Here is a 13,487-nt window from a genome sequence, read left to right as displayed (position 1 = left end):
GACTGCCACCTCCTAAAAGGATGTGGCAGTTTTTTTAGTACCTTTCAATACCTAAAAATGAGTAGCACACAAGATTTTTTCAATGCGATTAGAAATGGTGATTTGATGACCGTTTCCAACTTACTGACCAAGGACAAAACCTTATTGAACAGCAAGGATGAACGAGGGTCTACACCATTGATATTGGCCACGTATTACAACCAGAAAGAAATAACCCAACTATTAGTAAAACAAGGTGCTCCCTTGGATGCCACGGATGGTTCTGGTAATACGGCATTGTTGGGCGTTTGTTTTAAAGGATATGTAGATTTAGCGCGTCTAATAATCGAGGCAGGCGCCGATGTTGATCACGTAAATTCTATGGGAGCAACAGCATTGATTTACGCTGTAACTTTCAATAGGTTGGACATTGCAGAATTGTTGTTGTCCAAAGGAGCGGATGTAAACAAAAAGGATGCTAGGGGAAATACGGCTTTAGATCAAGCCAAAGAACAAAATAACCTAGCAATGATTGACCTGTTGGAGGCCGCACAAGGATAACAAATGGATGCCCTAGAACAACTTAATCTAATCAAACGAATAAAGGCGTTGGCCGAAATAGGACTGGTTTATACTGAAAATGGCTATGATATTGAACGCTATGAAGAATTAAAGGAAATCAGTCATAAACTAATGGCAACTGTGGCCAATACGCCCTTGTCCACAATAGATGAGTTTTTTATTCCGGTCAAAGATTACCCGACTCCAAAAGTGGACGTTCGTGGATTTGTACTGAATGATAACGATGAAATCCTGATGGCTAAGGAAAGCGTTGATGGCAAATGGACGATTCCTGGTGGTTGGGCCGATATTGGAAGTTCCCCTTCCGAAATCGCAGTTAAGGAAATAGAAGAAGAAACGGGACTAAAAGCTGAGGTGGTACGCATATTGGCTGTTTATGATAAGCAAGCCCATCCGCACCCACCTGAGCCTTATTACATTTATAAACTTATTTTTCTCTGCTCCGCAACCGGTGGTGAGCTCAGACCAGGATTCGATATGTTGGATGCCAATTACTTTGACCTGGATCATTTACCGGAGTTATCCCAAGACCGTATATTGCTTAGCCAATTGAAACAACTGTTTCATTTGGCCAAATCCCCTAACAGTGAAGTATATTTTGATTAATAATGTCTGATAATCTAAAAATTGCCTTGATTCAAACCCATTTAAATTGGGAAAATCCGTTAGCTAATCGCAATAATTTCGAGAAAAAAATAAATTCTATTTCAGAGGAGGTGGATTTGATAATCTTACCTGAAATGTTCACAACTGGGTTTACCATGACACCTCAACACCTTGCCGCATCTGAGAGTGAAACTACTGTTGCATGGATGAAAAAGCAGGCAACGATAGCTAAGGCTGCTATAATTGGGAGTATGGTTTACCAAGAGGGAGATAAGTTTTACAACAGATTGTTATTTGTAGACCCGGATGGCAGCACCAAGCATTATGACAAGAAACATACATTTACCTTGGCTTATGAAGACAAAGTTTATCAGGCAGGTAAGACGCGTCTGATATTGGAATATAAAGGTTTTAAGCTATGCCCTTTGATATGTTATGATCTTCGATTTCCTGTATGGGCGAGGAATACCGAAGCATATGATGTATTGATTTATGTAGCCAATTGGCCCAAACCTAGAATTAATGCATGGGATACATTACTAAAGGCGAGAGCCATTGAAAATATGGCATACACCATTGGAGTCAATCGGATTGGCACGGATGACCTAGGGCATGAATATTCTGGGCATTCAGCGGTTTACAATGTTCTAGGGGAAACCATGGTTCATGCTGAAAAGGAAACTATTTTATATGCCCAATTGGAAAGGGAACATATTATTTCAACCAGAAATAAGTTAAAGTTTCTTGATGATCAGGATGCTTTTAGTTTGAAATAACGAAAGTCTGCTCCAATTCCCAATTTGCGCGAACATCTATCACATCGGGGTAATAACTGACACGCTCAGGTTGACGTTTTAAAAGATAACTACCTGTATCCCACTTTTGATTTCCATTCGCATCAAAAATCACACGAACCATATAATTGCCAGGTTCTAAATTGGCAAATTCGAAGATTTTAGGCTCGGTCGCAAATAATTCACGTTGAACTTCTTCCCGCTCATTGGTCAACTGCAGGATCAAAGGATACTTCACTGCCCCTCCAATATTGAATCTTAAATTTCCGTAATCGGCATAACTACCTGTGGAAAATCGGTAATTAAGTGTATCATTCTGAATACCAAAAAAATCGGTCACGGCACCTGGCATTATCTCAAAAGAATACTTCTGATTGGGTTCCAAGTCGAAATCAAAATCAATTTGGTTTTTCAAACTGTCAATAGTATAGCTATAGGGCATGTTAATGGAATCACTAACAAACAATGCAATTTGATTCGAATCAATAGCCGCAATAGGTGTATTGGCCAAAATGCTATAAGAGTCCTCAAAGTTTAAAGTTCCACTTACGCCAGGGGTAAGTTTTAAGGAATCCAACGGAAGATTTCGATTTTTTAGCGTAAACGTATCTATAATGTCCAGTTTTTCATTGCTTACAGTGAAAATGATGGAATCCAAATCCGTAGGAGAGATCCAATAGTCCAACGTATCCTTTTCCCTGTCTTTAAAAATCAAGGTTTGAACAGAATCCGGCAGTTCGGTCAGCGTGTTGATTTCAATATCGTGGTAATCCCCTTGATATCCGAAAAGTATGTGATTTTTTGCCATATAACTGGGAACGGAAACCGAATAATCAGGTTCTTCCTGGAATAAAGTCAATAGGTATACAGAATCTGTGGGGATGCTGATGGTATCGGTTAAAAACCCAATTTTATCCTGGCGTTGATTGAACATATTGTTTTTGTTCACATCTTTTAACGCAATCAAAGCATAATCACCTGCCTTTAAATTTTTCAATTCAAAAACAGGAAGACTGTCCAAGGTGTTCGATATATAGTTTGGAACCTTTTTGTAAATCGTAGAATCTGTATATGCTGTATCAATTTCGTATAGCATAACACTCACAAATTCGTCCGCCACACGGTTAAAGGCATCCTTTACTGCTCCAGTTAAACTTAAGGAATCAATATAAGTGCCAGTGGAGAACACATAGGTTAAAAAACTATTGGGATTCCCCTCATTATTGTCCACAATACTTTGCCCAAAATTGAATGTATAGGTGGTGTTATCTTGCAATGTGTCTTTAATGGTAACTTCCACATACTTATTTGCACCACCAAGCGGTCTAATTTCCGTTGGATATTTTAACGGCGGGGAAACGATCAATTGGTTTTGGACGTCCTCAAGTTTAATCAATTCATCAAAATAGAGACGAATCTTTTTGGCCTTGAATTCAGTCGTATAATTATCTGGTTCTGTGCGCAAAAGTTGTGGAGGTGTCAAGTCTTTAGGGCCACCCGTTGGATTGCCTCGTTTAGCGCATTGCCAAAGCGCCAAACCCATTAGAACAAGAAAAGTGAAACTCAACAATTTTTTAAAGTACCGCATCCGAAACTTGTATGGGGCAAAGAAACAACTAATTTAAAAAAGGGGTATAAGCCTTAGTAAAATTTAAACACTATGGGACAACGGCCATGCTTAATATTGAAATTTGGACATTGTCTATTTTTGAGAGTGCGGTTGCACAAGCTTCCAAAGTTGCGCCGGTTGTGATAACGTCATCTACCAACAAGATATGTTTGTTGTTGACGGAAGCTTTGCTTGTCAAGTCAAACACATCTTTAATATTTTCCCAACGCTTTTGTCGGTCTTTTTTGGTTTGAGTCTTTGTGTTAACAGTACGGACCAAAATATCATCCCTATAATTGGAACCAATGGTCATAGCAATTTTTTGGGCAAACAAGGAAACTTGGTTGTAACCTCTTTTTTTCCGTTTTCTAGGATGCAGGGGTACAGGTATTACAATATCAACTTCTTTTAGTTTAGCCTCTTTTTTAATTTCAGCACCACACCATTCCCCTAAAAACCCGCCTATTTGTTCTTGGTTTTTATACTTTAAATGATGTAATAGGTTCATTACGACTCCATTTTTACTGAAAACTAGAAAAGATGCGGCTTTTTTTATAGGAATTCTCCCATAAAATATACGATCTACAGGGTTTTCATCGGAATAGTTATAATCGGTGAGTGGCAGCTCATGTCGACAAACGGTACACAAAACGTTTTCTCCACTGGATAAACGCGCATTACATCCAAAACATACCTTTGGCAATAGGATGTTGTGAATCTCGTTTAGTATCTTAGCCAACCTTTTAGGGATCAAATCTTATACGTGTTATAGTAGCCAATTAACCTCATGGATGCCCAAGATAACAATTTCAACTACAAGATTATCTTTGCTGCTTTGGTCGCAGTAATCGTGGGTATTCTCATTGCTTTTTACTACAGTTATGCACAATCCAAGAACCAGATGAATTTCTTGGAACAGGAAAAATCCCTTTTGGTAAAGGACCTTACCTTGATGAAAGCCGAAGTGGACCGTTTATCCGGTTTAAATGAAGTAAGTGAGATTGAACTGCAAACATCTCGTTTTAGGGTGCAACAATTATTGGATTCTGTAGGCCGATTGAATTTCAGTATCATGAAGCTAAAAGAAACACGAAAGGAACTGAGAAGATTGGAAATCAAGTTTGACAGCCTTAAACTAAAGAACAATTTTCTGCGGTATAACAATAGTCTGCTAGCAGATCGTTATGATGAAGCACAGCGCCAGTTGAATGAACTTCGAGGTCAAGCCAATACCATGGCTCGCGCGGAATCTTTACTTAGGGAAACCAATCGTGAATTGGCTCGGGAACTTAAGATCAAAAGCTATTTAAAACTTCAAGATGCTGAAGGCAGTGGATTCCGATTAAGAGCAGGACGACCACTAAAAACCAACAAAGCTTCCACCATTGAAAAACTTAGGGGGTGTGTTACCATAATGGGTGACCCTAACGAGCAAGGTAATGTTAGAGTACTATATCTTCAGTTTTTAGACCCTAACATGGCAATTATTGAGGACAATGCCAGTACCATTTCCGTTAGTGGAAATACCTATAGCAAAAAAGTGGAGATTCCATATACTGGTAAAGAAATCAGTATTTGTGATGCCATTACTGTTCCGGAAGGTTCTTTAGCCGAAGGAATTTATACCCTTAACGTTTTTGAGGATGAAAGACTCCTTGCCTCTGCCGAATTTCAGTTGAAATAGCCCTCGTTTTTTAGGTAATGTTCTATTTTTGCCGAATGGCAAATCAAGAAGATAGTTTTAAGAAGGTAATCTCCCATGCCAAGGAGTATGGGTATGTTTTCCAATCCAGTGAAATATATGACGGATTAAGCGCTGTTTATGACTATGCTCAGAACGGGGTGGAACTCAAAAAGAACATTAGGGAGTACTGGTGGCAAGCCATGGTACAACTCAATGATAATATTGTGGGGATAGATGCAGCCATCTTCATGCACCCTACCACTTGGAAGGCATCTGGCCACGTTGATGCTTTTAATGATCCGTTGATTGATAATAAAGATTCTAAAAAAAGATATAGAGCGGATGTTTTGGTGGAGGATTATCGAGAGAAAATCAATGATAAAATCCTAAAAGACATCAATAAGGCAAAAAAACGATTTGGTGATGCCTTTGATGAGCAACAGTTTCGAGAAACCAATCCCAATGTACTGCGAAGACAAAAGGAGATTGATGAAATCAGTGCCCGCTTGGCTGAGGTCCAAGAGAAGGGAGATTTAGAAGCCTTCAAGCAATTGATTTTGGATTTAGGGATTGTATGCCCGGTTTCCGGTTCCAAAAACTGGACGGATGTAAAACAATTCAATTTAATGTTTGGCACCAAGCTTGGAGCTTCAGCAGATTCAGCCATGGATCTTTATCTAAGACCAGAAACCGCACAAGGGATTTTCGTGAACTTCCTTAACGTCCAAAAAACCGGTCGTATGAAGATTCCGTTTGGAATTGCCCAAACAGGTAAAGCCTTTAGAAATGAAATTGTAGCTCGCCAGTTCATTTTTAGAATGCGCGAATTTGAGCAGATGGAGATGCAATATTTCATCAAGCCAGGTACGCAACAGGAATGGTATGAAAATTGGAAAGAGAAGCGTTTGCGTTGGCACCTCTCTCTAGGAATGGGGGAAGAAAATTACCGTTTCCATGATCATGATAAATTGGCGCATTATGCCGATGCCGCAGCTGATATTGAATTTAAGTTTCCATTTGGGTTTAAGGAATTGGAAGGGATCCATTCCCGTACTGATTTCGATTTAGGACAACATGAGGAATATTCTGGTAAGAAGTTGCAATACTTCGACCCAGAGGAAAACAAAAGCTATGTTCCTTATGTGCTGGAAACCTCTATAGGATTAGACCGTATGTTCCTAGCGGTATTTTCCAACTCCTTGAAAGAAGAAGAATTGGAAAACGGAACAACTAGAACGGTTTTAAAAATACCTGCTGTATTGGCTCCTACCAAAGCTGCGGTTTTACCTTTGTTGAAACGTGATGGATTACCAGAAGTAGCCCACAAAATTTTTGATGATTTGAAATGGGATTTCAACGTAATCTATGATGAAAAAGATGCTGTTGGACGTCGTTACCGAAGACAGGATGCCGCAGGGACACCATTCTGTATCACGGTAGATCACCAGACATTGGAGGATGAAACCGTAACCATCCGTCACCGTGACTCCATGGAACAACAGCGCGTGAAAATAGCGGAAGTGAAAGCGATTATTTCCAAGGAAGTGGACATGCGCTACTGGTTACAGCGGATTTAAATCATAGCGTACCCAAAAACATAAAAAGGCTCCTATTGGAGCCTTTTTTTAATTGTAATGGATTGTTATTTACATTTTGGAGACACATATTTTTGACCGGTCATGCCGAATACCTCTATACTACCATTTGGCATTTTATGAAACATGGAGGTAATCACTCCATGTGCTTGTCTACCATCTTTTAAAGGGTAGCGTGTTCTAAACGTAGCCGAACATTTGGAGTAGAGGTATACCCCAAACGCGTTATATACTTTTGTCCATTCGGTTTGATGACTAACCACGTCTGTAAAGGTTTCTGGCCATCCTTGGGCTCTTCCATGAGTACGTAGTGTTGCCAAAAGTGCATTGGTTTTGGCTCCTGAGCTAAACTTGCCAACTGGAGTTCCGTAATCGGTGCCACATAGATTTTTAAGCCCCTCATCCGTAATGTTCATCGTTATGGGGCCAGTAGTCGCTAAAAACAGACGCTCACTATCTGGAAAATCTGAATTCATGACATATCTTTTCCATTCTAGCTCATAGGTGCCAACCTTCAAATTGTTCTTTAGGACATAATCCATAAACGCGCCGCCCACTTCCGATCGTTCGGAAACAATAAATGGTAGTCTGCTGGTCGTCCAACTGTTGGACATTTGTTCCTCTTCTTTGTGAAATGGACCCTCTAAATAACTGGCAACTTTTTCACCATTAAGATAAAGGTCATTGGCAATCCGAATGGTGTAATGATCCTTATGCGAGATATATCCAAGTTTTTGAAGCATTTCAATTGGGGGCGCCACTTGCTCATAAAAGGTTCTGGAGTAAATCTTGTCGCCAATGGTAAACTCCTTCAAATTAAATGGTCCTTTATTTTCCAATCCAAGATTATTGCTTTTGGAAAACACAATTCTTCCAGCTTCTTTATTGTGGGTATCACCCATTGGTTTTCCATTGCTTTCAGAATTTGGCACCTCAAATGCCATTGCTTCCTTCGTTAAAGTAGCGGTATCAGTATCACCTAAAATTACAACACCACAGAAATTGTTTTGTGCATAGAATTCAACAATAATGCGATCTCCCTTTTCATATACAAAACAGTCAACCCCAGCTGGATCATCCATTTTCCCTGGAATTTTTTCGGGTGTGGGTTGGTCACTCGGATACTTAAGTATCCCATCATAAGTAGATCCATCTTTGCCACGTAGCGTTATTTGCATTTTGTTACTGGTATTCCCAGGAGTGAAGTTACCTAGGAACACTTCCGTATAATATGGAGAGGAACTGGTATAGTTCCCTTCTACAAATGGCAAAAGTTCCTTCTCGAATTCTTTTAAAAATGCCTTGGCTTCAGCAATTCTGCTTTCTAAGTTTGGGATTTCACGACAGCCCGGAGAGCGCTCTTCTATCTTTTCCTTGTAGTCTACCGCCATTTTAAGAGCATATTTTAGACTGTTGAGACCCTCTTCTGATTTTCCATCTTTGACATCAGCAATTTTTTGCATTTTGGTCTCGAAAAGATTCAAAGTGGAGGAAGATCTAGTACAATCTTCATCTGGAGATGCATTTGCAGAACTTTTAGCCGTGTTTTCTGAAATGGTTGCATCCGAAGCTTCCTTTTTGGCTTGGTTGTCTTCTTGCGCCTTTCTGGCCATTTCCAATTTACTTGGCCTCTTGGAGCCTTGCGCAACCATCGTTTGTAGGCCGCCAAACCCAAATAGGAGGATTGCGGCGATAATCATTCTTTTCTTCATGGGATAACTGGTTTTTGGTTTATCCCATAAGATTGCTAATAATTAAAGCTTCTAAGGCAGGAAATTAACGGATGCCCCATCTGGATTCACGAATACCTGTTTTGAATTGATAAGTAATTCAAGTAATGCTTAAAATTCTAAAACAATCCAGTGATTTCTCCCTCATCATTTACATCAATTCCTTCTGAAGATGGTGTTGCGGGTAGACCAGGCATACGCATTATATCCCCAGTTATTGGAATTAAAAACCCAGCGCCGACCGCAATTTCGATTTCACGGACTGTTATGATGAAATCCTTTGGTCTGCCCAGAAGTTTTGGATTGTCGGATAACGATTTTTGCGTCTTTGCAATGCAAACCGGGAGATGATCTAGGCCTAGATTTGAAATCTTTCGCAGATGTGCTTTGGCCTTGGATGTATAGTCCACATGTTCCGCTCCATAGATTTCGGTTGCAATGGTGGTGATTTTGTCCATCACACTGGCATTCCAATCGTACAAAGGTTTAAAATCCGAAGTATTGGATTCAACAACATCAATAATATGCTGTGCCAATGCCTCTGCACCTTCACCGCCTTTTGCCCAAACTTCGGATAAGGCTACGCGTACACCTTTGGATGCAGCAAAATCCTTGATGACTTCGATTTCTTCATCCGTATCCGATACGAACCGGTTTATGGATATCACAGGGACGATATTGAATTTTCCAATGTTCTCCAAGTGCTTCTCCAGGTTAGGAAGTCCTTTTTTCAATGCTTCTACATTGGGTTCGGTAAGAGATTTTAAATCTGCCCCTCCATGGTATTTTAAAGCACGAATCGTTGCAGTCAACACCACAGCTTTTGGTTTAAGCCCTGCGCTTTGGCATTTTATATCGAAGAATTTTTCAGCACCCAGATCAAAGCCAAAACCAGCTTCGGTCACGGTGTATTCTGAATGCGACATTCCCATGCGCGTAGCAATTACCGAATTGGTACCCTGTGCAATATTGGCAAAGGGGCCGCCATGAATAATGGCCGGGTTGCCCTCCATGGTCTGCACCAGATTGGGTTTAATTGCATCTTTGAGCAATGCGGTCATGGCACCTTCGGCCTTTAAGTCTTTCGCATATATTGGCTCTTTATCAAAGGTGTAGCCCACAAATATGTTCCCTAGTCTTCTTTTCAAATCACCCAAGTCTTCCGCCAAACAGAGGATGGCCATAATTTCAGAAGCTGCGGTAATGTCAAAACCTGATTCCCTTGGTATTCCTGATGTTGTTCCGCCAAGGCCAACAATAATGTCCCTTAGTGCTCTGTCGTTCATGTCCATTACCCGTTTCCAGCCAATGGTACGAGGGTCCAATCTCAATGATCGAGTCTTGCTTTGAATGTTGTTGTCAATAACAGCTGCCAATAGGTTATGAGCTTTTTCAATTGCGGCAAAATCCCCAGTAAAGTGAAGATTGATATCCTCCATGGGCAGTACCTGGGAATATCCACCACCTGTGGCACCACCTTTTATTCCAAAAACAGGTCCTAATGAAGGCTCTCTAAGTACTACAGTTGTTTTTTTGCCCAATCTGTTCAGCCCTTCCGTAAGACCTATGGACATAGTGGTCTTTCCTTCACCTGCTGGGGTTGGGGAAATTGCTGAAACCAAAATCAAGTGACTTTGTGCTGCTTTTTTTACGTCTATGGATTGCAAGGGCAATTTGGCTTTGTATTTCCCATACATTTCAATGGTATCTGGGTCAATTCCAAATTTTTCGGCAATGCTGGATATTGATTGCAGGGTAACGCCTTTGGCGATTTCCAAATCGGTCATAATGTGCTGTTTTGTATTAGTCAGGTAAACGGAATGGAGGTTCTATTTACAGAATACAAGATATGGAAACTTGCTACCTAATTCACACAAAAACTTAAAATTCTAATTGAATAGGAAACTTATTAAAAGACGATTAATTGCTACAACAAGTGCAATTGTTTTTTTTGTACCAACCTCTGTGGTGCATGGAGATTTTGATACGCTCAATTGGACGAAGTATAAGTAAGTCTTTCCACGTGTACGCAAATGTGTTGGTGCTAATGGACGCTTCTGAAGACTTCACATAATGCCACCAATCCTTTGGATTGAATAACACATCACCAGGTTCCAAGTCCACCCTTAGAAATTCAATATCACGAAATTCAGGAAATTTATCCTCATCATAATTATTGATGTCTACTTGGCTTAACATGGCCCCATAATCAAATTTAGAACTTGGATATACTTGATTTTTAAATTTGGGAGATGCCACGATCATCAATTTACGCCCAACAATTTGTGCCAACATGTTATTATGATCATCCGCATGTAAACCTGTAATGGTTCCCTTTGGACCAATCCAAACTGCAGGTACATCATCAGCGGTTACCTTGTTGAGGTACGAAAAATCGACATCATCCAATAATTGGGGAAAATCCGCAAAAATCTGATAGGCTGTCAAATAGGTTTTGTCCTCAGATTCTTCCATGCCTTTATCCCTAACTTTCTCCAAATATTTTTTAACGTCTTTTTCTTCCAGTTGGGTTTCCTTATTAAGTACGTTCCCAATTTCCATTTCAATCTGATCTTGAATTTCCAAATTGGCAAAGAAGTCAAAGTTCCATTTTTGGAAAGCAGGCCATTTTTTTGCAAAACCTTTAATCAGAACAGGTCTTTTCTTGTTGAAATACTCTTTTTTAAAGGTTTTAAAATCAATTTCGGTAACTGTGGTGATCGGCTTGCTTTTTTCTAGAATTTCCGGTAAAAGGTCCATGGTTGTTGGCTGTTGATTCCGATGAAATTATGACACCAAATGAACACGAAAAAATTAACGCATGTTTTTACGATAAATCGCAAAAATTTGTGATGAGTGACCTTTTTTTAAAGCTTGAGAAACCCTTGTAAACGGTAGCCTAACTTTCTGATTGTCTTTGTGCTGTGAAATTCTTCAATTCCGCCAATTTAATTTTATGGTCTTTTTGAACGCTTTTGCTTAAAGTACGCCTTGTTGGCTATATAAATGGTCTTATGCACTTGGCAATAGATTTTGCTCTTGTCTTTGTTGGTCAAATCCGTGGTTTTTAAGATTTCAATCTCATTTTCGTTGACCACTCGGGATTTGATTTCTGCAATTTCCTCAACGGTAAAATGGAACTCGGCAAACAAATGTTCCTTGGCTGGGCGTTTGAATTGGATTTTGGCCGCTTTGTCCCAAACCACATATTCCAGACCTAAAATATTGATCAATTGGATCATTGGTACTGGGTCCACTGCAGAAAACATACTTCCACCATAAATGGAGTTCACATAGTTTCTGTTTTTGTAGGATAGTTTTAGCCTGATAGTGGCATAGTGCAGGTCTTCGGATATATGGGTGATCCTACCCGTGCTGCGGCGGTACATAGGAGAAAAGTTAAAACCATATTTAAGTAAGTGGTGCTTTTTAAACACTTTCTCCCCCACACCCATTAAGTTTTGATATATGGACATGCTTTTTTTTGTTAAGCTACGAATTAGTGGTAATGTGGCAAGGTTTGGTTTTCTAAATTGCCGGTATGTTGACAAAATCCCAAATAGAAAAACTTAATCTTCTAATTGATGAAACCCATGGCAGCCCCCAACAACTCGCCAGCCGTTTTGATGAACTTATTTATATGTTACACTACTTAGAATCGGATACATTTACTACACGGGAAGTGCAAGGTGCGGCGGATATTTTAAAGGAATTAGGGGATGTTTTACGTTCCTAGATTTTCATGATTAATTTGTTTCAGCAAATGCCTGATTATAGGTTTTAACCCATTCCACAATTTTGGAATCTTGGTCTCGCTTTTTTGTTTTCCGGATATCTTCCAATAATGCCGGGACACCACCAAAATAGCGTTCAGGGAAGTCTTTGAGTTTTGAGGTACTTAGATAGAACACCACATCATTTTTCATTAGATAATAATCCTGAACCGTATGCATGCTCATTTGTACCATGACCTGATAGGAATGGCGATAAAGTTTAGCCTTTCCTTCAGTTATGATTTCTTCCATAAAACGCATTGTCCCTTCTTTACTTTTTAACACAATGAACTGGGCATTGTCCACTTTCAAACTTTGGTAATTCTTTGCTTTGATTTTGACAAAGTTTCCAGCAGCGTTATAAAGTTTAAACCGATTCCCAAAAAAGGACTGATGGTCTTTTACGTAGCCATTTTGGAGTGATCCATCCAACTTGGTCAAGGTGCAAACTTTGTTTTGGCTAAAAAGAGAGGCATTTGATAGGCCTAGCAATAAGAAGACTATGTACAGTTTATTCATAGTTAGGTTTTTATTTCAAAATTTATGATTTCACTTATTTCAGCTGCTCTATCAACAATCATGAAATGTTCTCCGTTATCAATTAATTTTGATTCACTCTTTGATTTCCATGGAATTAACTTGTCTTTGGTACCATGTATGCGAATAACATTCTTCAATTTTTCCTTATTCGACCATGTAATAAACACATTCAGAGCCCACTTAGTAAAATCAAGATTTGTATCATCCAGGATATTGTTCAAAAGTTCATAGTTGAATGCTCCAAATAAGTATTTTGCAATTCTTCTAGGTGGGTCAAATAAACTGCTGGGTAAAAACCTTGTTAAACCTACTTTGCCAACTGCGCGATAAATCCAACTAATCTCCTCTTTGGTTTCAATGGAAGAAATTAGAATGGTATATTTTGGATTGATAATTTTACTTACCTCAACAGCAATGAGACCACCAAAACTAACTCCTAAAACGCTAAATTCTTGACTAGTGTCAATTTTATTTATAAGCCTCAGCGAATACTCACTGATAGATTCACCTTTCTTATGCTCAACCCAGTCAATTGGGGCCAATTCGTGTTTAAGTTTTAGAAAATCAAAAACTCTTCTATCCGCACCTAAACCAC

Annotated in this window: 14 protein-coding genes; 6 read left to right on the top strand and 8 right to left on the bottom strand. The window is 39.4% G+C overall.

Annotation, left to right across the window (positions count from 1 at the left end):
• Window positions 1-57: 57 nt before the first annotated feature.
• Genes M3P19_RS08470 through M3P19_RS08460 form a run of 3 tightly spaced genes read left to right on the top strand, consistent with a single transcriptional unit; the run spans window position 58 to window position 1,943 of the window.
• The gene (locus M3P19_RS08470; protein ID WP_249657230.1) at window positions 58-540 is read left to right on the top strand and encodes an ankyrin repeat domain-containing protein; all 483 of its coding nucleotides are present in this window, start codon (window positions 58-60) and stop codon (window positions 538-540) included.
• Window positions 541-543: 3 nt separating this feature from the next.
• The gene (locus tag M3P19_RS08465; RefSeq protein ID WP_249657229.1) at window positions 544-1,167 is read left to right on the top strand and encodes an NUDIX hydrolase; all 624 of its coding nucleotides are present in this window, start codon (window positions 544-546) and stop codon (window positions 1,165-1,167) included.
• A gap of 2 nt (window positions 1,168-1,169) precedes the next feature.
• A complete protein-coding gene (locus M3P19_RS08460) occupies window positions 1,170-1,943 on the top strand; it encodes an amidohydrolase (protein ID WP_249657228.1) in 774 nt (257 codons plus the stop codon).
• Here the strand turns inward: M3P19_RS08460 and M3P19_RS08455 are convergent.
• The gene (locus M3P19_RS08455; protein WP_249657227.1) at window positions 1,930-3,549 is read right to left on the bottom strand and encodes an Ig-like domain-containing domain; all 1,620 of its coding nucleotides are present in this window, start codon (window positions 3,547-3,549) and stop codon (window positions 1,930-1,932) included. The two genes, M3P19_RS08460 and M3P19_RS08455, sit on opposite strands and share 14 nt — an antisense overlap.
• Window positions 3,550-3,619: 70 nt before the next feature.
• Window positions 3,620-4,309, bottom strand: a complete 690-nt coding sequence (locus tag M3P19_RS08450; RefSeq protein WP_249657226.1) for a ComF family protein — start codon at window positions 4,307-4,309, stop codon at window positions 3,620-3,622.
• Window positions 4,310-4,357: 48 nt separating this feature from the next.
• Here M3P19_RS08450 and M3P19_RS08445 point away from each other — a divergent pair, with 48 nt between their 5' ends.
• Together M3P19_RS08445 and M3P19_RS08440 are read left to right on the top strand one after the other, a co-directional pair.
• Window positions 4,358-5,254, top strand: a complete 897-nt coding sequence (locus M3P19_RS08445; RefSeq protein WP_249657225.1) for a hypothetical protein — start codon at window positions 4,358-4,360, stop codon at window positions 5,252-5,254.
• A 35-nt stretch (window positions 5,255-5,289) separates the two neighbouring features.
• Window positions 5,290-6,831, top strand: coding sequence for a glycine--tRNA ligase (locus M3P19_RS08440; protein ID WP_249657224.1), 1,542 nt, complete (start codon window positions 5,290-5,292; stop codon window positions 6,829-6,831).
• Between the two features lie 65 nt (window positions 6,832-6,896).
• On the opposite strand, the gene M3P19_RS08435 is transcribed toward M3P19_RS08440, so the two are convergent.
• The 4 genes from M3P19_RS08435 to M3P19_RS08420 all read right to left on the bottom strand — a co-directional run bounded on the left by M3P19_RS08435 (window position 6,897) and on the right by M3P19_RS08420 (window position 12,055).
• Entirely contained in the window at window positions 6,897-8,561 is a 1,665-nt protein-coding gene (locus M3P19_RS08435) for a hypothetical protein (RefSeq protein WP_249657223.1), read from the bottom strand.
• Between the two features lie 137 nt (window positions 8,562-8,698).
• Window positions 8,699-10,366: a formate--tetrahydrofolate ligase gene (locus M3P19_RS08430; RefSeq protein ID WP_249657222.1), complete on the bottom strand. Its 1,668-nt coding sequence runs from the start codon at window positions 10,364-10,366 to the stop codon at window positions 8,699-8,701.
• A 133-nt stretch (window positions 10,367-10,499) separates the two neighbouring features.
• Complete coding sequence (locus M3P19_RS08425; protein WP_249657221.1) at window positions 10,500-11,339, bottom strand: cupin-like domain-containing protein; 840 nt, start codon at window positions 11,337-11,339, stop codon at window positions 10,500-10,502.
• A 194-nt stretch (window positions 11,340-11,533) separates the two neighbouring features.
• Entirely contained in the window at window positions 11,534-12,055 is a 522-nt protein-coding gene (locus tag M3P19_RS08420; RefSeq protein WP_249657220.1) for a DUF4442 domain-containing protein, read from the bottom strand.
• Window positions 12,056-12,120: 65 nt separating this feature from the next.
• On the opposite strand from M3P19_RS08420, the gene M3P19_RS08415 reads away from it, so the two are divergent.
• Window positions 12,121-12,315 carry a hypothetical protein gene (locus M3P19_RS08415; protein ID WP_249657219.1) on the top strand — a complete coding sequence of 65 codons (195 nt, stop codon included), beginning with the start codon at window positions 12,121-12,123 and terminating at the stop codon, window positions 12,313-12,315.
• A gap of 10 nt (window positions 12,316-12,325) precedes the next feature.
• On the opposite strand, the gene M3P19_RS08410 is transcribed toward M3P19_RS08415, so the two are convergent.
• Window positions 12,326-12,871, bottom strand: a complete 546-nt coding sequence (locus tag M3P19_RS08410; protein WP_249657218.1) for a hypothetical protein — start codon at window positions 12,869-12,871, stop codon at window positions 12,326-12,328.
• A 2-nt stretch (window positions 12,872-12,873) separates the two neighbouring features.
• Window positions 12,874-13,434, bottom strand: coding sequence for an alpha/beta hydrolase family protein (locus M3P19_RS08405; RefSeq protein WP_249657217.1), 561 nt, complete (start codon window positions 13,432-13,434; stop codon window positions 12,874-12,876).
• Between the last annotated feature and the right edge of the window lie 53 nt (window positions 13,435-13,487).

This window comes from Flagellimonas spongiicola, from assembly GCF_023502425.1.
Lineage (GTDB): Bacteria > Bacteroidota > Bacteroidia > Flavobacteriales > Flavobacteriaceae > Flagellimonas > Flagellimonas spongiicola.
This window is presented reverse-complemented; position numbering and strand designations above follow the sequence as displayed.

What these genes read in the sequence shown, in the direction of transcription:
- M3P19_RS08470 (WP_249657230.1), top strand. Translation starts at nt 58, where the DNA reads ATGAGTAGCACACAAGATTTTTTCAATGCGATTAGAAATGGTGATTTG.
- M3P19_RS08465 (WP_249657229.1), top strand. Translation starts at nt 544, where the DNA reads ATGGATGCCCTAGAACAACTTAATCTAATCAAACGAATAAAGGCGTTG.
- M3P19_RS08460 (WP_249657228.1), top strand. Translation starts at nt 1,170, where the DNA reads ATGTCTGATAATCTAAAAATTGCCTTGATTCAAACCCATTTAAATTGG.
- M3P19_RS08455 (WP_249657227.1), bottom strand. Translation starts at nt 3,549, where the DNA reads ATGCGGTACTTTAAAAAATTGTTGAGTTTCACTTTTCTTGTTCTAATG.
- M3P19_RS08445 (WP_249657225.1), top strand. Translation starts at nt 4,358, where the DNA reads ATGGATGCCCAAGATAACAATTTCAACTACAAGATTATCTTTGCTGCT.
- M3P19_RS08440 (WP_249657224.1), top strand. Translation starts at nt 5,290, where the DNA reads ATGGCAAATCAAGAAGATAGTTTTAAGAAGGTAATCTCCCATGCCAAG.
- M3P19_RS08435 (WP_249657223.1), bottom strand. Translation starts at nt 8,561, where the DNA reads ATGAAGAAAAGAATGATTATCGCCGCAATCCTCCTATTTGGGTTTGGC.
- M3P19_RS08430 (WP_249657222.1), bottom strand. Translation starts at nt 10,366, where the DNA reads ATGACCGATTTGGAAATCGCCAAAGGCGTTACCCTGCAATCAATATCC.
- M3P19_RS08425 (WP_249657221.1), bottom strand. Translation starts at nt 11,339, where the DNA reads ATGGACCTTTTACCGGAAATTCTAGAAAAAAGCAAGCCGATCACCACA.
- M3P19_RS08420 (WP_249657220.1), bottom strand. Translation starts at nt 12,055, where the DNA reads ATGTCCATATATCAAAACTTAATGGGTGTGGGGGAGAAAGTGTTTAAA.
- M3P19_RS08415 (WP_249657219.1), top strand. Translation starts at nt 12,121, where the DNA reads ATGTTGACAAAATCCCAAATAGAAAAACTTAATCTTCTAATTGATGAA.
- M3P19_RS08410 (WP_249657218.1), bottom strand. Translation starts at nt 12,871, where the DNA reads ATGAATAAACTGTACATAGTCTTCTTATTGCTAGGCCTATCAAATGCC.